Raw genomic sequence first — 16,364 nt, forward strand, 5'->3', positions numbered from 1 at the left:
TTATAATCTATTATTCGTCTTGAAGGGCGATAATGGGGTTGACCGCGGCCGCCTTGGCCGCGGGCAGCAAGGACGCCAGCACACCCGAGACGATCAACACCAGCACCGCTATCAAGGCGGTAGTAAAATCCACCGAGGGCCGGGCAAACATATCCGATCCGCCCGTTGCCTCCAGCACACTGGATACGCCTGCCAACAGTAGCACTCCCACCACTAAACCAAAGTATCCGGCCACAGCGGTTATCACCACAGACTCCTGTACAATCATCGATACAATCGACAACGGCGTTGCCCCCAGCGCTTTTCGTACGCCAATTTCCCGGGTTCGCTCTTTAACCACAATCAACATAATATTACCGACGCCAATAGCGCCGGCGGTAATGGTGCCCACCGCCACCAACCAGCTAAAAAAGTTAATGCCGGTAAACAATCCCTGAATCTTGTCGTACTCCACCTGCAAGTTAAAACTGCCAAACACACCGACATCATCCGGGTGTACATCTTTGCGCTGATGCAGATATTGTTTAACGTCTTGTTCCGCTTGGCTGGCATGAACCCCGGGCTTAGGCTGAATCACAAAACTGCCAATCCAGCCAGACTGATTAAAAGCGTGACGCAGAGTATCGTTAGAAATGTGAATTTTTTCTTCGTCTTGCGAGTTATTACCGCGCTGCTGAGATTCAAAGGTTCCCACCACCTGAAAGTTAATACCCGCCACGCGAATATCCGCACCGATAACTGGCTCACCTGGATCAAACAACTGCTCTTTCACCCGAGCACCGATAACGGCAACTTTGCGTTTTTGTCGGTCGTCGATTTCATTTAAATAGCGCCCTTCGGTAATCGTTACCGAGTGTATTGCCGCCATACCAGCGTGCGAACCCTGCACAAAAAAAGTCCCACTGTTGTTTTTATGCACGGTGTATGGCGGTGTGCCCGACCAGACACCAATACTGTTCTGACCATACACCTCGGCAACACTGGGCACGTCGCGTTTGATCGCCGCTACATCCTCCGGTTTTAGAGTCACCCGGCGCCCAATGGGCAGGCCCTTGTAGGGAAGCTGAGTGGTACTGCCGCTCCAGATGAAAATATTATTGGGCGATGCCGGAAACCCATCCATAACGCCATTGCGTAAACCAGTGCCCGCTCCCAACAAAACGGCCAACATAAAAATGCCCCAGAACACACCAAAGGCCGTCAAAGCGGTACGCAGCTTATGCTGTGTTAGCGAAGTGAAAATTTCCCGCCACTTATCAAAATCAATCACACGTCTAATCCTTGTTGTTTGCCCTACTCGGCCTTCATGGCCTCGACCGGCATAATTCGCGCCGCACGCATAGCCGGCACCAGACCCGCCAGTGCACCGACAATAATAAGCAGCATCACAGCCGTTACCGCCGCTTGAAAATTAACCTCGGGTCGGCGAAAAAACTCGAGCTCGGCGCCGGATACCTGTAAACCATACGCCATCAACTCAACCAGCCCCACCCCAAGCACCAAACCGCAATAACCGGCAATACTGGTCACCAGAATGGACTCCATTAATAACGTACTGACAATACTAAAAGGTGTGGCGCCCAGCGCTTTGCGAATGCCAATCTCGCGGGTGCGCTCTTTGACCGTGATAATCATGATATTGCTAATACCCACAATGCCCGCCGTAAGCGTGCCAAGGCCCACAAACCAAATGAATCCGTTAATCGCGACAAACAGCCCTTTAATCATTTTGGCCGGCTCGGCAAAGTTAAACGATTGAATCGCGCGACGATCATCCGGCGATACTGCGTGGCGTTGTTTCAATAACTTGATCATTTGCTCTTGCACCGCAAAACCATCGGCATTTTCATCGGGGCGCGCCCAAATGGTGTGAACCTCATTGCCCCGCCCAAAGGTTTTGGCAAAAGTGCTGTAAGGCACATACACCCGCTCGGAGTCGCGGCCGTTATTGCCGCGATCATTAAAAACGCCCACCACAATCAAATGCACGTTATTTACTTTAATCCACTCGCCCACCGGGTCCGTCGTCGCGCCAAATAAACGGTCGCGCACGGTGGTACCAATCACCGCAATTTTACGCGTTTGCGCATCGTCCAATACATTCACCGTGCGGCCGGCGCGAAAGGGCACCTTATCGCGGATTTTAAAAAAACGGTCGTCGATGCCGTAAGTCTCAAACATGCCCTGCTTATTGTTGTACACCACCGAGCCCTGCCCCATAGAGTTGGCGCCGGTGACATAACGCAATCCCTCAACATGATGCCGCAGCGCCTCGATGTCTTCATCGGTGTACAGGATTTTTCGGCCAAGGCCGCGACCTTGATAGGCCACAGAAGTGGTTCCAGTCCAGATCACAATCGAATCCAGCGATTCATCACCAAAGGTATTCATGACGCCGTTTTGCATACCGCGACCAGCGCCAAGTAACAAAATCAGCATAAAAATACCCCAAAACACACCAAAGGCCGTCAGGGCTGTGCGCAGCTTATTTTGTCGCAGGGTAAACAGAATTTCCTGCAGGCCATCCCACATGTTTAAGCCTCCATGGGCACGGGGTGTATAGGTTCACCCGCGGCGTTTACCACCCGCCCATCGCGCAAAATAATCTGGCGTTGCGTCTGATCGGCGATATCCTGCTCGTGCGTGACAATCACGATGGTGTTGCCCAGGCTGTGCACTTTATGCATCACCCCCATGACTTCATCGGTGGTTTTGCTATCGAGCGCACCGGTGGGCTCATCGGCCAAAATTACTTTAGGTTGGGTCACCAGCGCGCGCGCCATGGCCACCCGTTGTTTTTGCCCGCCGGATAACTGATAGGGCATGTGTTCGGCGCGATCGGCGAGCCCCACCATATCCAAATATTCCAAAGCGCGGGCATTGCGCACTTTGCGGTTCACTTTTTGGTAGTACAAAGGCAGCGCGACATTCTCTAGCGCGTTTTTAAACGGCAGCAAGTTAAACGACTGAAACACAAAGCCAATAAACTCGTTGCGCAGGGCCGCCGCCTGACGCTCTTTAATATGGTTGATAGGGTGGCCAGCCAAGGTGTACTCGCCACTGTCGTAGTGATCCAACACCCCCAGAATGTTCAGTAAGGTTGACTTGCCGGAGCCGGACGAACCCATAATCGACACCAGCTCACCTTCGGCGATGGTTAAGTCGATTCCCTTCAGCACATGCAGCGACTGCTCGCCAGTGCGGTAGTATTTATGAATATTATGTAACCTGATCATGGCTATTCCTGTTGATCTTTCCCGCGGGCAAGCATACCTACTTGTCAATCTGACGTACGGGCCGGCGATTTAGTTGCACAGCTTAATCAGTTATGCCGACGTTAGTTGGGGTGACGTAACGCTGAAACCTTGTTTACCAAACCTCATCAGCGATGCCTGACCGAGCGCCAGCGGCACTCGCGCATTTGCGTTATGGGTCGTGTTTATAGGGCCCTTCTTGTTACTATTAGGTTATTGGGCATCGACGGGGCTACGCCCTTACGTCGAGCGCCAGTGTAACCCATTTCAAGGGCGATATTCGCCCGCTAATCGCAAGCCCACGGACCGTCACATGCCCGACAAACCACAGATACTTCAGCGCCAAACGGTGGCCCAAAGCCGCCTGTTTCGTGCCGAACAGCTCGATTTGCGCTTTAGCAACGGCGTTGAGCGTCGCTACGAAAAACTCTGCAGCGGTGGGCCCGGCGCGGTATTGATGGTACCCATGCTAGACCCCCATACTGTGCTTATGGTGCGCGAGTACGCCGGCGGGCTGGAGGACTACCATTTATCCCTGCCCAAAGGGGCCATGGATCAAGGCGAAACGCCCGAGCAATCGGCCAATCGCGAATTAAAAGAAGAGGTCGGCTACGGCGCAGGGCAAATCGATTATCTCAAGTGCGTGCATTTATCTCCGTCTTATATGGAGCACAAAATACACGTGCTACTGGCACGCGGACTATACCCAGAGCAACTGCCCGGTGATGAGCCCGAGCCCCTCGAAGTCGTGCCCTGCGACATAACAGACCTGCTGGCACTGTCGATGCGCGACGACGTTATAGAAGGGCGCACCATTGCCGCGCTGTTTCTGGCCCGGGCCTGGCTGGAGCAACATGGATAACGACTCCTGCTTAAACCGCTTAGGTGCGCTTGCCATAGACGCAGGCGAAGCGATTGTTGCCGTCGCCCGTGACGCGCGCTGGGAGGTTACCGAAAAAACCGACTTATCGCCGGTAACGCAAGCTGACCTCGCCGCCCATGACATTATCAACGCGGCCCTGCCCGCCATTATCGATGTGCCTATTATCTCGGAGGAGGCCCAACTCGCGCCCTATACCACCCGCCGCGACTGGGAGCACTACTGGCTTATCGACCCACTGGACGGCACCCGCGAGTTTATTCGCGGCCGTCCCGAGTACACCGTTAATATTGCTTTAATTGGCGCCGGCAAAGCCGAGCTCGGAATTGTCTACTGCCCGGCCAGCGGGCGTCTGTACCTAGGCAACCATCAGCCAGAACATGGCCCGGTGGGCAGTTTTAAATCAACTCATACCAGCCCCTGGCAGCGATTGTCCTCACGCCCGCTGCCGGCGCAGCCGAGGTTGATTTGTGGCCACCGTCAGGACGCGGCCACCGAGGCACACCTTCGCCGGGCGCTGCGCCAGCTAACCGGTCAGTGCGAGGCACCGGCTCGTTTAGGCAGCTCGATGAAGTTTTGCCTATTGGCCGAGGGCTTATACGATTTATACCCACGCCTTGGCCCCACCAGTGAGTGGGATACCGCCGCCGGCCAAGTCGTGCTGGAGGCCGCCGGCGGTGCCGTACTCAATGCCAGCAGCTTAGCACCGCTGCAATACAACACCCGCGAGAGCATCCTCAATCCGCCGTTTTGGGCGGTGGCCGATGGCCGAGCTGACAGCCTCGGTTTTTGGCGCCGCCTGCAGCAGTTAAGTCACTCAGAAACCGAGACCAAATAAGCCGGCGGGCGGGCGATATAACAACTCGCCACCGTGGCCGGGTTGGCAAACGGTAAAAAAATCTAACGAGGTTGCGCCAGTGACACGCTGACAGCCTCAGCGCGTGCTAAGCTCAAACAGTGAACCAATCACAGGACGATTGTGCGCCACGCTTATGCCGCACAGCTGAAACATACGGAGAAAACCATGGCCGCACGCCACTCGCAAAAACATTCAGGCAGCGCCTTTGGCGTATCTATCAATATCAACCACACCGGGGCCTTACGCCGTCAGTTGATATCCGAAATTACCGACTTAGAGCGTCAGGTACACGAGCTTAAAGTCCTTGGTAAAGCGGTCGATTTATCGTTAATGGCCTCTTATACCGAGCTTATTAGCAGCCGTCGCAACTACCTTAAAAAGCTGCCAAACTCCTGGTGCTGGTAACCCCCAGAGCTCACTCTAGACGTTAAACCATGGCGGCGCGCCACTGGCGCAGCGGCAACACCTGCACGAGCGCGCCCTCGGCTACTGTCTCGCCCGCCTTTAGCCACACCAAGCAGTCGGCCCAATTCACAGATGATAACGCGCCCGAACTCTGCTGTGGGTGCAGCGTTACGCCCGCATCCGTCATACGCCCGCGCAGATACTCATCCCGCCTACCGGCTTTGCGCCGATCAAACTGCGCCGGCCGCTGATGTATCTCTAACGCGGCCGCTTGCGCGCCCTGCATAGTGTGCACATAGGGCTCCAGCAGCAGTACAAAGGTGACAAACGCCGACACAGGGTTGCCCGGCAAACCAAAAAATGGGGTGGTGCCCACCCGGCCAAACGCCAGTGGCTTACCGGGTTTAAGCGCTATCTTCCAAATATCCAATGCCCCCAGCGATTCCACCGCCGGTTTAATATAATCGGCATCACCCACCGAGACGCCGCCGGTACTGACCACAATATCGGCGCCGCTGGCGGCCTGGCGTAGCGCCTCGGTGGTCGCCTCAAGGGTGTCGGCCACCGCCGGCAGGTACGTTACCTCAACCCCCAACTCGCCCAACATGGCCGCCAGCAAATAACGGTTGGAGTTATAAATTTGGCCAGCACCGAGCGGCTGGCCCGGCTCCACCAGTTCATCCCCGGTGGCCAGCACCGCCACCTTTAACAGCGGCTGCACCGCCACCTCGGCACAACCAATACTCGCCAGCAGCGCAACATCTTGCGCACGCAAGCGCTGACCGGCCGTTAACACCACACTGCCGGCGGCGATATCCTGCCCCTGGGGGCGGATATTGTCGCCGCGCTGCGCGGCTTGTTTTAGGGTGACCTGATCGCCGCTGCGCTCACAGTTTTCTTGAATAATGACCGTATCGGCCCCTGCAGGCAGCTCAGCGCCGGTAAGAATACGGGCGCAGGTGCCCGCGGCCAGCGGTTGCGCCACGCTGCCGGCAGCCACTTGCTGACTGACGGGTAAAACCGCTCCGGCGCAAGCGTCAACACTGGCTAACGCGTAACCGTCCATGGCGCTATTGGCCGCCGGCGGCACATCGACCCCGGCCACCACATCCTGTGCGAGCACGCGCCCGCAGGCCTGCACCAAGGGCACCGTTTGCCGGCTGGCAGCGCGTTTGTTAAATCGCTCCCGTGCGTCGGCACACAGGCGCTCGCGGGCCTCGGCGACAGATAACGGCCCCGCCATTAACGCAGCTGCCCAACAAAATTACAGGGTTTATGCCGCGCATCCAGCTGATCACGAATAATCGACCACGCCGTTTTGCAGGCACCGGTAGAGCCAGGCAAGCAAAAAATCAAGGTGCGGTTGGCAAGCCCGGCGGTGGCGCGGGATTGAATCGTCGAAGTGCCTATCTCCTCATAGGAAACTTGGCGAAACAACTCGCCAAAGCCCACCACCGTCTTATCAAACAGAGGGGTGACCGCCTCTACCGTGCTATCGCGACCGGCAAACCCGGTACCGCCGGTAATCAGCACCACTTGTGGCTCGCGCTGGGCGATCCAGTGCGACAAAGTAGCGCGAATTTGATAAATATCGTCGGGCACCAACTCGCGCGCAAACAATTGATGGCCCGCCTCACTAAGTAACTCGGCCAAAGCCTGGCCCGAGGTGTCGTTGGCCTCGGTGCGGGTGTCGGAAACGGTTAAAACACAGACTTTCAGAGGAATGAATTCACTGGAACTGGTCATTGGGGTACTCGATGCTCAAGCGGGTTAACCGCCGGTGGTATTCATAAAGCGCACAATCTGCGGCGCGTCGGCGGCCAGATCAAAGGTGTGCTCTTTGGGTTTAATGGCAATCGCCTCAACAATCGCCTGCTGCAGGCTGGCGCTGTCAAAGCCCGGAGAGCGCAGCACGGCACGCAAGTCTTTACTGTGCTCTTGCCCTAAGCACAAAAGTAAGCGACCGGTAGCCGTCAGGCGCACCCGGTTGCAGCTGGCGCAAAAATTATTGCTATGCGGCGAGATAAAACCAATACGCGAGTCGTAGCCGGCATGGCGCCAATAGCGCGCTGGCCCGCCTGAACTCTCGCTACTGGGCGTTAGTGGATAGCACTGCTCGATGCTCGCGCGCACCTCGGCACTGGTGACAAACTCCTCAGCGCGGCCATGCTCGGTAATCGCCCCCAGCGGCATCTCTTCAATAAAGCTGATATCCAACCCATGCTCTAAAGCAAAGCCCACCAGCGCATCGGCTTCATCGGCATTGCGATTTTTTAACGCCACGCAGTTTAGCTTAATGCGCTTAAAACCGGCCGCCTTAGCCGCCTTGATACCATCAAGCACAGTGTTTAGATCGCCAAAGCGGGTCAAACTGCGAAAGCGCTCGGGCTTTAGGGTATCCAGCGAGATATTAATACGGTCAACGCCCGCCTCTTTAAGCGCCCCGGCGTGTTGCGCCAAATGGGTGCCGTTGGTCGTCAGGCACAACTCATCCAGCCCCTGCAGCGAGCCCAGATTCTGCATCAAGGTCAAAATACCTTTGCGAATCAGGGGTTCGCCACCGGTAATACGTAACTTGCGTACCCCCATGGCCACAAAGGTGCGGCCTAACTCGGTCAGCTCTTCAATACTCAGAACTTCACTGCGCGGTAAAAAGGTCATGTCCTCCGCCATGCAATAAACACAGCGTAAATCGCAGCGATCGGTAACAGACATACGCAGGTACGTGATCTCGCGACCGAAATTATCCACCAGCGGCGCCTCAGGGGTAGCGGCGGGTGGTGCTTGTGAAGTGCGGGTATCGATCATAAAACCTTGGCTGTTAACGGTAAGTGGGCGAAGAGGCATGTGCTCAATGAGCAACCTCGGCGTCAGCCATATCTTCTAGCATAGACGCTGTAGCTAAAACAGATAGTGCCCCAACCCGATAAAGCAACGGGCGAACCAACTATAGAACCAGCTCTAAATGATACGCACAATCGCCGCAGACGTCAGCCAGCGCCGTGCAGCGGCGCCTTCACGCCCCAACACCAAGCAAAAGCGTGCACCACTTCTGACGCGCGCCACCCGAGAACACACACCAACGCACCATTAATGACCACAAGCAACACACCCGTATCGCTCAGGCATCGTGCATTTTTGCGTGCACAGGGCGCCACCGTGGGGCACAGGCTATTTTTTAACAATATGTCTGCCCGACCCAAAAGCGCATATAAGCAACTGTTTTTAAACATTAAAATGTACATTCTCAACTTTTTATCCGGCTTTGGCATCCTCTTTGCTCCTACCCATATCAGACAGCGCCACAAGACGCTCAAAACCCGTGAATTAGCCAAGAGTAAGCGCCATGCACAAAAACCAGACATCGACACGCGCTCAGATACATACCCTGACGCCGGCCAAAAGCCGCCGCGCCCCGGGTAAGGTCTGGCTGGTAGGCGCCGGCCCCGGCGACGCCGATCTATTAACCGTAAAAGCACTGCGTCTGATCCAAACCGCGGACATCATTTTCTATGATCAATTGGTCAGCGGTGAGATTCGCGCGCTTTTCCCCGAAGGCACCCCAGCGGTGTACGTGGGCAAGGTTAAAAACCACCACTCAGTGGCGCAGGAAGATCTCAACCAAATGCTGGTAGATCACGCCCTGACTGGCTTAAACGTGTGCCGTATTAAGGGCGGTGACCCATTTGTGTTTGGCCGCGGCGGCGAAGAGCTGCTGACCCTGCGTCAGGCCGGTATCGATGCCGACGTAGTGCCGGGCATTACCGCCGCCTCTGGCTGCTCGAGCTCTGCCGACATCCCCCTAACCCATCGCGGTATCGCCCAAGGCTGCACGCTGGTCACCGGGCACGGCGAGACCACCCTTAACCTGGACTGGAAAGCCCTGGCCGCGCTCGATCACACCCTGGTGTTTTATATGGGGGTCAGCCGCGCCGGGCTTATCAGCACCCAGTTAACCGCAGCGGGACTGGCGGGCAATACCCCGGCGGCCCTTATCGAGAACGGCTGTCGCAGCAACCAGCGCGTGGTCACCACCACCGTGGCCGAGCTGGAACAAGCCGTTGCCGAACATCAGGTTAAATCACCAGCCATCATTATGGTGGGGCATGTGGTCGACCTGCACAGCCAACTCAACGCGCAATCGCTGGTTAACAGCCACGCAATAGTCAACAGCCTAAGCGCTTAACGCATCGCCCCGCGCAACCCATTACGAGTAGAGGACAGTCATGAGCAAGCAAAGAATCATCGTGGTAGGAAACGGCATGGTCGGCCACAAATTTATCGACGACGTCGTTAAAAGTGAAAACGCCGATCAGTACGAAGTCATCACCTTTTCGGAAGAGCCTCGCCTGGCCTACGACCGGGTAAAGCTTTCCAGTTACTTCTCGGGCTCCAGTGTCGACGACCTGATGCTGACTTCGGAAGAGGCCTACCAAAACAACGGTGTGGTTTACACCCTGAGCGATAAAGTGGTCAAAATCGATCACGACGCGCAAACCGTAACCACCGCTTCGGGCCGGGTAGAGGGTTACGACAAACTGATTCTGGCCACCGGCTCTTACCCGTTTGTGCCGCCCATTCCCGGCAAAGATCAGCCCCACTGCCTGGTGTATCGCACCATTGAAGATTTAGAGGCGATTACTGAGTCGGCCAAGCAAAGTAAAACCGGCGTGGTCGTCGGCGGCGGCCTATTGGGCCTCGAGGCGGCCAACGCGCTGCAAAACTTAGGGCTCGACACTCACGTCATTGAGTTTGCCCCGCGCCTGATGGCCGTGCAACTAGACGAGGGCGGCGGCAACCTGCTGCGTCGCAAAATCGAAGCCATGGGTGTATCGGTACACACCGAGAAAAACACCCAGCAAATCGTTGCCGGTGATGAGTGCCGCTACCGCATGGAGTTTGCCGACGGCAGCCATTTAGACACCGACATGATTGTGTTCTCGGCCGGTATCCGTCCGCAGGACGAAATCGCCCGTAACAACGGCATCGATATTGGCGAGCGCGGCGGCATTGTGATCGACAACTTTTGCCGCACCTCAGTCGAAGACATTTACGCGATCGGTGAATGCGCCCTGTGGGACAGCAAAATTTTTGGCCTGGTGGCACCCGGCTACCAAATGGCCAAAGTCGCGCTGTCGCACATTCAGGGAGGCGACGAACAATTCACCGGCGCCGACATGAGCACCAAGCTCAAGTTACTGGGCGTCGACGTAGCCAGTATTGGCGATGCTCACGCCCGCACGCCGGGCGCGCAAACGTACACCTACGAAGACGGTGTCAAAGAAGTTTACAAGCGCATGATCGTTTCGGAAGACGGTAAAAAACTGCTGGGGGCGGTACTGGTAGGCGAGGCCGAAGCCTACGGCACCTTGCAGCAAATCTGCGTCAACAATATGGATTTACCCGCCGACCCCGAGCAAATGATTTTACCGCAAGTGGAAGGCGGCGCCAGCGTGGGCATGGGCGTTGATGCGCTGCCCGATACCGCGCAATTGTGTAGCTGTTTGGACGTCAGCAAAGGCGACATCGTCGAGGCAGTGCAGGGCGGCTGCACCGACATGGGCGGCATTAAATCTTGCACCGGTGCCACCACCGGCTGCGGTGGTTGTACCGCGCTGGTTAAACAGGTAATGGACAACGAGCTGGAAAACTTAGGTATCGAAGTTAAAAACGATATCTGCGAGCACTTTGCCTACAGCCGGGTTGAGCTGGCCGACATTATCCGCGTTAAAAAAATCGAATCCTTTGATGAATTGCTGCAAAGCCACGGCACCGGCTTGGGCTGTGAGATTTGTAAGCCAACGGTGGGCTCCATTTTGGCGTCTTACTGGAACGAGTATGTCTTAAGCAACAACTTAGTGGGCCTGCAGGACACCAACGATATTTACTTGGGCAACATGCAAAAAGACGGCACTTACTCAGTCGTGCCACGGGTTGCCGGCGGCGAGATCACCCCCGACAAACTGATCGTGTTGGGTGAAGTAGCCAAAGAGTACGACCTGTACACCAAAATCACCGGCGGCCAGCGCATCGACTTGTTTGGCGCTCAGTTACATCAGCTGCCCGAGATCTGGCGCAAGCTGGTGGATGCGGGCTTTGAAACTGGCCACGCCTACGGCAAATCATTGCGTACGGTTAAATCCTGCGTGGGCAACACCTGGTGTCGCTACGGCGTGCAAGACAGTGTCGGCATGGCCATCGCCCTGGAAGATCGTTACAAAGGGTTGCGCTCGCCACACAAAATTAAATTTGCGGTATCCGGCTGTACCCGCGAGTGTGCCGAGGCGCAATCCAAAGACATCGGCGTAATCGCCACCGAAAACGGCTGGAACCTGTACGTATGTGGTAACGGCGGTATGCGTCCGCGTCACGGCGACTTATTTGCCACCGACCTCGACGACGAGACGCTGGTGAAATACATTGACCGCGTGCTGATGTTTTACATTCGCACCGCCGATCGTTTGCAGCGTACCTCGGTGTGGTTAGAGAACTTAGAGGGCGGCCTGGATTACCTGCGTGACGTTGTCATCAACGACAAGCTCAACCTTGGCCAAGAGCTGGAAGACGAGATGACGCACAACATTGGCAAGTACCAATGCGAGTGGAAAACCACTATCGAGAGCCCAGAAAAACTCAAGCGCTTTAGCCACTTCATTAACGCGGCGGAGCCTGACAGCAGCCTCGCCTACGTTGCCGAGCGCGGTCAAAAGCGCCCAGCCCGCGAGGAAGAGCGTAAAAACCAAATCCCGGCCGTAGAATTAGCGCAGTAAGAGTGGAGAATACAATGAGTACAGCAACTGCAGAAAACACCGAAGCCACTTGGGTAAAAGTGTGCGAGAAAAACTCGATTGCCCCCGATACCGGCGTCTGCGCTTTGGTTAACGGTCATCAGGTCGCTATTTTTTACTCGCGCCAGCTGGATGAACTGTTTGCCGTGGGTAACTACGACCCGCTGGGCAAAGCCTATGTCTTGTCGCGCGGTTTAATCGGCTCACAGGGCGAGCGATTTTGTGTCGCATCGCCTTTGTACAAACAGCATTTTGATCTGCGCACCGGCGAGTGCTTAGAAGAGGAGGGCGTTAGCATCCCCACCTACGAGCTAAAACTCGAAGGCGACTGGATCAGCGTGCGAGCCTAGAACCCAATAACGAGCGCAAGCTTTACCGCCTGTGCTCAATCATCTTCCCCCGATAGCTTCATGAAATCGGATTTGGGGTAGCTTAAGGCTACCCCTTTTTTATTTTGTGTCTGCGATCTTTGCAGAGTTTAACCGGTTAATCACCACCACCGTCCGAGCCACCACTCCCATCAAAAAAATCTGGCCCCGGCGACGGCTGATTGCCATCCGAGCGCCGCGCAGCCAAAGCAAAGGCGACCCATATAGCAAGGGCGATCGAAAAAACCACTACCCCGAGCGGGGCAATCACATTAAATAAGCTATTGTCTGAGCGCACGTCAGTCAAAAACCAACAGCTCAGCAACAGCGCGAGTATCACGATTAACGATTTCATGGGCAGCTCCGGCATCCCAGGGGGTGCGGTGGTTATCATCCTCTCAATAGCGCTTGTTATACCTTAATTGTGCAATGCAAAACGGACTTTGTACACATACCCGTGTCCTAGCCACCACTTCCAGAGAGCCAAAGCCGTGGTAACATGGCGGCCCAACAGGTATTGAGGTAGTTATGTTACAAGGTGTCATTTTTGATCACGACGGTACTCTGGTCGACTCCGAGCGCAAGCATTACTTACTTTGGGTTCAGCTACTTGCCGAGTACGGCTGTGACTTTCCGGAGGACGAATACAAAGCACACCTCGCCGGTGTTCCGACACACTTTAATGCCGAGTATTTAGTCGCCCACTACCCACTGCCATTAAGCGCCGAGGAATTATTTGCCAAGCGCGAGTTATTAACCCTAGATGCCTTTGGCAAAGAAGCCTGCCCATTAATACCCGGCGCGCAAACTCTGGTGGAGTGGGTAGCGGCCCGTTCCCTTAAAATGGCCATCGCCACCGGTGCCGCCGCACTCGAGGTGCAGCCCACGCTCACGCAACACGGCTTTGCGCAGTACTTTCCTATTGTCGCCACCCGCGACGATGTCACCCACGCCAAACCCGCACCCGATGTTTATTTACACGCGCTACAACAAATGCAGCTTAACGCCGACGCCTGTATCGCCATCGAAGATAGCCCTACAGGGTTACGCTCGGCACTGGCTGCCGGGCTACCTTGTATTGTTGTGCTTAACGAGTACTCTCGCGGGTTGGATTTCAGCGGTGCGACGGTTGTGGTCGAGTCGATGCAAGCGGCGCAACAGTGGCTAACCGAGCACTACGGCTTGTAAACTTTTCAAGTAAAATCTTAAAAGTGGCGCCGCGAAGACGCCACCGGGCATTAAAGTGTGCACCATTACTCGTACTCACCGCTCTCTTAGCTGTTTTACGGCGTTTTTTTAAAGCTGGTTCAACCTTTGCAACAAACCGGTTAAGCGGTACCCACCGCTAACAGCTAACCCCGTTTATATAGAGTATGGAGGTTTTGTATGAGTTATTCAGTAAAAGGTAAACGCGTTGCCATTTTAGCCGCAAACGGCTTTGAAGAATCCGAGCTGCAATCGCCACGGCAAACGCTAAAAGCCGCCGGCGCAGAAGTCGAGATTGTCTCAGCTGAAGAAAACACGGTTAAAGCGTGGGCAAAGACCGACTGGGGCGATGATTATCCAGTCGATCGCGCACTTGCCGAAGCCAGTGCCGACGATTACGATATGCTTATTATTCCAGGTGGCCTGTTTAATCCCGATTCGCTGCGTAGCGACGCCGATGCCCTGAACTTTACCCGGCGGTTTTTTGAGCAACACAAACCCGTAGGTGCCATCTGCCACGGGCCATGGGTGCTGATCAGCGCAGGTGTTATCAATGACCGGGATGTCACGTCCTATCCATCCATTAAAGATGACTTGGTTAACGCCGGCGCCAATTGGCACGATCAGGAAGTGGTATGCGAAAACGGCCTAGTAACCAGCCGTAGCCCAGAGGATTTAGAAGCCTTCAATAACAAACTGATTGAAGAGCTCGCCGAAGGCAAACACAAACAACAAGTTGCGTAACGCATCGTACCGAGTGCGATGCTTAACCAGGCATGCACGTGCGACATTGACCAACAGGCCCACTCAGCCTACCACCAGGTGTCGTACGTGCATTTTTAATGTGGAATAGTAAAAAGGGAAGATGTATGGATATTATTCGTTTGATACTGTCGATTTTATTGCCGCCCGTTGGCGTTTTTTTACAGGTAGGTTTTGGGCTGCATTTTTGGCTGAATATTTTGCTGACTTTATGCGGCTATATCCCCGGCATTATTCACGCCGTTTGGATTATTGCCCGGCGCTAGCGCTTTAACTCAGGCGGGCTTAAAGAAACAAGCCCGCCTGAGTAAAGATGACTACTGGGCCTCGGGCTCAGCGGGCTGACTCTCTTGCTGAGCTTTTTCTAAAATCTCCTGCAGCTCGGCCTGATGCTCTTGGGCAATACGCATACCCACCTGGCTTCCTTCCTGAAACAACTGCGGCATGACATTAATCGCTTTTTGCCCTACCGGGGTTTTGTAAAAGTCGATTAACTTTTTAATCTCGTCTTCGGTAAAGTATTTACGATAGATCTCGGCCATATCACCTTTCATGGCGTCCCAGGTAAAGTACTTGTTAGTCCACGCGCTAATTTCATCACTGTAGGGCGCCAGCGCCGGGTTAGATGACGTAATCATGGTAACCATTTGCGACGAGACCTGCTCCATTTGCTCTTTGCTGCCCACTAAGTCCATCAATTCGTAAACGGGCTCAGCCGCTTGGGTAGACATACATAGGGTCATTAACGACGCGGCGAGTAGTTTTTTCATTGCATTCTGTCCATAAGTTGCGAACGACTCGATATCATTGGTATCTCGTACCCAGTTTCCAACTGTTGGGGCGAGCGTTATCGGTCATTTATCATGATTACCGCGAGCCGCAAAAGCCCGCAGCGGTTAAAAGCCCCTGCATTTATAGCATATTTAATTCGTCGATGCGCTACGAGTGAGGGCAAAAAAGAAGCTAGCGCTGGCAGGCGGTACAATACACAGTGGTGCGCTGCCCCAACCTTACTTCTTTTAAAAGCTTTTGGCAGTGCACGCAAGGCTCCCCGCCACGGCCATACACCAAAAGCTGTTGTTTAAAATAGCCGGGCTTACCGTCGCTGCCAACAAAGTCGCGCAAGGTGGTGCCCCCTTGCTCGATAGAGCGGGCTAAAACAAATTTTACCCGTGACACCAGTTCGTCACATTCGCGCCGGGTAAGGGTGCCGGCTTTACGGATCGGTTTTATACCGGCCATAAAGAGCGCCTCATTGGCGTAAATATTACCCGCGCCGACAACGACTTTACTGTCCATTAAAAACTGTTTGATATTTTGTGTGCGCTTGCGAGCGCGGCGAAACAAATACTCGCCCGAAAACTCTTCACTGAGTGGCTCCGGCCCGAGATGCGCCAGTAATGCGTGGCGGTATACATCCCCCGGCTGCCACAAGATCGAGCCAAAGCGGCGCGGGTCGTGGTAGCGCAGCAAGTTATCACCAAACTGAATATCCACATGATCGTGAGGAGCCGCCGCTGTGCCCGGCGGGACAATGCGTAAGCTGCCCGACATACCCAAGTGAATAAGCACAGTGCCCTCGGTAAAACCCAGTAACAAATATTTACCGCGCCGCGCCGCGTGCACTAACGTTTGCCCCTTAATGCGACGCTCCAGCTCAGGCGGCACTGGCCAACGCAAACGCGGTTGACGCACCGTTAGCGCGATCACTTGATGGCCGACAATGTGCGGCGCAACACCGCGCAAGGTGGTTTCAACTTCGGGTAATTCTGGCATTAGTAGCGGTCTCGGGTGCGAAGCGCACAGTGTTTTGTCAGGCGCTATTGGGCCAAAAAAATGGCC

18 protein-coding genes are annotated in these 16,364 nt (G+C 55.0%); 9 read left to right on the forward strand and 9 right to left on the reverse strand.

The window, feature by feature from the left end:
- Positions 1-10 precede the first annotated feature (10 nt).
- From SD69_RS01580 to SD69_RS01590, 3 genes are read right to left on the reverse strand one after another with little or no spacing between them, the layout of a single operon-like run.
- Entirely contained in the window at positions 11-1,270 is a 1,260-nt protein-coding gene (locus SD69_RS01580; protein ID WP_041521816.1) for an ABC transporter permease, read from the reverse strand.
- Positions 1,271-1,293: 23 nt separating this feature from the next.
- Positions 1,294-2,532 carry an ABC transporter permease gene (locus SD69_RS01585; RefSeq protein ID WP_041521817.1) on the reverse strand — a complete coding sequence of 413 codons (1,239 nt, stop codon included), beginning with the start codon at positions 2,530-2,532 and terminating at the stop codon, positions 1,294-1,296.
- A 2-nt stretch (positions 2,533-2,534) separates the two neighbouring features.
- Complete coding sequence (locus tag SD69_RS01590; RefSeq protein WP_041521818.1) at positions 2,535-3,236, reverse strand: ABC transporter ATP-binding protein; 702 nt, start codon at positions 3,234-3,236, stop codon at positions 2,535-2,537.
- Between the two features lie 331 nt (positions 3,237-3,567).
- On the opposite strand from SD69_RS01590, the gene nudE reads away from it, so the two are divergent.
- The 3 genes from nudE to SD69_RS01605 all read left to right on the forward strand — a co-directional run bounded on the left by nudE (position 3,568) and on the right by SD69_RS01605 (position 5,398).
- Positions 3,568-4,116 (forward strand): ADP compounds hydrolase NudE, encoded by a 549-nt coding sequence (gene nudE, locus SD69_RS01595; RefSeq protein ID WP_041521819.1) that lies wholly within the window; start codon positions 3,568-3,570, stop codon positions 4,114-4,116.
- Positions 4,109-4,972, forward strand: a complete 864-nt coding sequence (locus SD69_RS01600; protein ID WP_041521820.1) for a 3'(2'),5'-bisphosphate nucleotidase CysQ family protein — start codon at positions 4,109-4,111, stop codon at positions 4,970-4,972. The genes nudE and SD69_RS01600 overlap by 8 nt, the downstream gene beginning before the upstream one ends.
- A gap of 186 nt (positions 4,973-5,158) precedes the next feature.
- Positions 5,159-5,398, forward strand: a complete 240-nt coding sequence (locus SD69_RS01605; protein WP_052480798.1) for a hypothetical protein — start codon at positions 5,159-5,161, stop codon at positions 5,396-5,398.
- Between the two features lie 22 nt (positions 5,399-5,420).
- On the opposite strand, the gene SD69_RS01610 is transcribed toward SD69_RS01605, so the two are convergent.
- Genes SD69_RS01610 through moaA form a run of 3 tightly spaced genes read right to left on the reverse strand, consistent with a single transcriptional unit; the run spans position 5,421 to position 8,206 of the window.
- Entirely contained in the window at positions 5,421-6,641 is a 1,221-nt protein-coding gene (locus tag SD69_RS01610; protein ID WP_041521821.1) for a molybdopterin molybdotransferase MoeA, read from the reverse strand.
- On the reverse strand, positions 6,641-7,144 hold the full coding sequence (gene moaB, locus SD69_RS01615) for a molybdenum cofactor biosynthesis protein B (protein WP_041521822.1): 504 nt from the start codon (positions 7,142-7,144) through the stop codon (positions 6,641-6,643). Before moaB ends, SD69_RS01610 begins: the two co-directional genes overlap by 1 nt.
- A 24-nt stretch (positions 7,145-7,168) precedes the next feature.
- A complete protein-coding gene (gene moaA / locus SD69_RS01620; protein ID WP_041524307.1) occupies positions 7,169-8,206 on the reverse strand; it encodes a GTP 3',8-cyclase MoaA in 1,038 nt (345 codons plus the stop codon).
- Between the two features lie 538 nt (positions 8,207-8,744).
- Here moaA and cobA point away from each other — a divergent pair.
- Genes cobA through nirD form a run of 3 tightly spaced genes read left to right on the forward strand, consistent with a single transcriptional unit; the run spans position 8,745 to position 12,536 of the window.
- Positions 8,745-9,584: a uroporphyrinogen-III C-methyltransferase gene (cobA, locus tag SD69_RS01630; protein WP_041521824.1), complete on the forward strand. Its 840-nt coding sequence runs from the start codon at positions 8,745-8,747 to the stop codon at positions 9,582-9,584.
- A 40-nt stretch (positions 9,585-9,624) separates the two neighbouring features.
- A complete protein-coding gene (gene nirB, locus SD69_RS01635; RefSeq protein WP_041521825.1) occupies positions 9,625-12,168 on the forward strand; it encodes a nitrite reductase large subunit NirB in 2,544 nt (847 codons plus the stop codon).
- A gap of 14 nt (positions 12,169-12,182) precedes the next feature.
- A complete protein-coding gene (gene nirD, locus SD69_RS01640) occupies positions 12,183-12,536 on the forward strand; it encodes a nitrite reductase small subunit NirD (protein WP_052480799.1) in 354 nt (117 codons plus the stop codon).
- A gap of 136 nt (positions 12,537-12,672) precedes the next feature.
- Here the strand turns inward: nirD and SD69_RS01645 are convergent, their stop codons facing one another.
- Positions 12,673-12,909 carry a hypothetical protein gene (locus tag SD69_RS01645; RefSeq protein WP_041521826.1) on the reverse strand — a complete coding sequence of 79 codons (237 nt, stop codon included), beginning with the start codon at positions 12,907-12,909 and terminating at the stop codon, positions 12,673-12,675.
- A gap of 173 nt (positions 12,910-13,082) precedes the next feature.
- On the opposite strand from SD69_RS01645, the gene SD69_RS01650 reads away from it, so the two are divergent.
- The 3 genes from SD69_RS01650 (at position 13,083) to SD69_RS18315 (ending at position 14,788) form a co-directional block, all read left to right on the forward strand.
- Positions 13,083-13,742: an HAD family hydrolase gene (locus SD69_RS01650; protein WP_041521827.1), complete on the forward strand. Its 660-nt coding sequence runs from the start codon at positions 13,083-13,085 to the stop codon at positions 13,740-13,742.
- A gap of 198 nt (positions 13,743-13,940) precedes the next feature.
- Positions 13,941-14,504 (forward strand): type 1 glutamine amidotransferase domain-containing protein, encoded by a 564-nt coding sequence (locus SD69_RS01655; RefSeq protein WP_041521828.1) that lies wholly within the window; start codon positions 13,941-13,943, stop codon positions 14,502-14,504.
- A gap of 125 nt (positions 14,505-14,629) precedes the next feature.
- Complete coding sequence (locus SD69_RS18315) at positions 14,630-14,788, forward strand: YqaE/Pmp3 family membrane protein (protein ID WP_041521829.1); 159 nt, start codon at positions 14,630-14,632, stop codon at positions 14,786-14,788.
- Between the two features lie 51 nt (positions 14,789-14,839).
- Here SD69_RS18315 and SD69_RS01665 read toward each other — a convergent pair whose 3' ends face one another.
- Both SD69_RS01665 and mutM read right to left on the reverse strand, forming a co-directional pair.
- Positions 14,840-15,292 carry a DUF2059 domain-containing protein gene (locus SD69_RS01665; RefSeq protein WP_041521830.1) on the reverse strand — a complete coding sequence of 151 codons (453 nt, stop codon included), beginning with the start codon at positions 15,290-15,292 and terminating at the stop codon, positions 14,840-14,842.
- 193 nt (positions 15,293-15,485) lie between these two features.
- Complete coding sequence (mutM, locus tag SD69_RS01670; protein ID WP_041521831.1) at positions 15,486-16,298, reverse strand: bifunctional DNA-formamidopyrimidine glycosylase/DNA-(apurinic or apyrimidinic site) lyase; 813 nt, start codon at positions 16,296-16,298, stop codon at positions 15,486-15,488.
- Between the last annotated feature and the right edge of the window lie 66 nt (positions 16,299-16,364).

Source organism: Gilvimarinus agarilyticus (genome assembly GCF_000832015.1).
Taxonomy (GTDB): Bacteria; Pseudomonadota; Gammaproteobacteria; order Pseudomonadales; family Cellvibrionaceae; genus Gilvimarinus; species Gilvimarinus agarilyticus.

Bases quoted from the DNA above. Each gene is read 5' to 3' on its own strand.
- SD69_RS01585 (WP_041521817.1), bottom strand. From the start codon at position 2,532: ATGTGGGATGGCCTGCAGGAAATTCTGTTTACCCTGCGACAAAATAAG.
- SD69_RS01590 (WP_041521818.1), bottom strand. From the start codon at position 3,236: ATGATCAGGTTACATAATATTCATAAATACTACCGCACTGGCGAGCAG.
- nudE (WP_041521819.1), top strand. From the start codon at position 3,568: ATGCCCGACAAACCACAGATACTTCAGCGCCAAACGGTGGCCCAAAGC.
- SD69_RS01600 (WP_041521820.1), top strand. From the start codon at position 4,109: ATGGATAACGACTCCTGCTTAAACCGCTTAGGTGCGCTTGCCATAGAC.
- SD69_RS01605 (WP_052480798.1), top strand. From the start codon at position 5,159: ATGGCCGCACGCCACTCGCAAAAACATTCAGGCAGCGCCTTTGGCGTA.
- SD69_RS01610 (WP_041521821.1), bottom strand. From the start codon at position 6,641: ATGGCGGGGCCGTTATCTGTCGCCGAGGCCCGCGAGCGCCTGTGTGCC.
- moaB (WP_041521822.1), bottom strand. From the start codon at position 7,144: ATGACCAGTTCCAGTGAATTCATTCCTCTGAAAGTCTGTGTTTTAACC.
- moaA (WP_041524307.1), bottom strand. From the start codon at position 8,206: ATGATCGATACCCGCACTTCACAAGCACCACCCGCCGCTACCCCTGAG.
- cobA (WP_041521824.1), top strand. From the start codon at position 8,745: ATGCACAAAAACCAGACATCGACACGCGCTCAGATACATACCCTGACG.
- nirB (WP_041521825.1), top strand. From the start codon at position 9,625: ATGAGCAAGCAAAGAATCATCGTGGTAGGAAACGGCATGGTCGGCCAC.
- nirD (WP_052480799.1), top strand. From the start codon at position 12,183: ATGAGTACAGCAACTGCAGAAAACACCGAAGCCACTTGGGTAAAAGTG.
- SD69_RS01645 (WP_041521826.1), bottom strand. From the start codon at position 12,909: ATGAAATCGTTAATCGTGATACTCGCGCTGTTGCTGAGCTGTTGGTTT.
- SD69_RS01650 (WP_041521827.1), top strand. From the start codon at position 13,083: ATGTTACAAGGTGTCATTTTTGATCACGACGGTACTCTGGTCGACTCC.
- SD69_RS01655 (WP_041521828.1), top strand. From the start codon at position 13,941: ATGAGTTATTCAGTAAAAGGTAAACGCGTTGCCATTTTAGCCGCAAAC.
- SD69_RS18315 (WP_041521829.1), top strand. From the start codon at position 14,630: ATGGATATTATTCGTTTGATACTGTCGATTTTATTGCCGCCCGTTGGC.
- SD69_RS01665 (WP_041521830.1), bottom strand. From the start codon at position 15,292: ATGAAAAAACTACTCGCCGCGTCGTTAATGACCCTATGTATGTCTACC.
- mutM (WP_041521831.1), bottom strand. From the start codon at position 16,298: ATGCCAGAATTACCCGAAGTTGAAACCACCTTGCGCGGTGTTGCGCCG.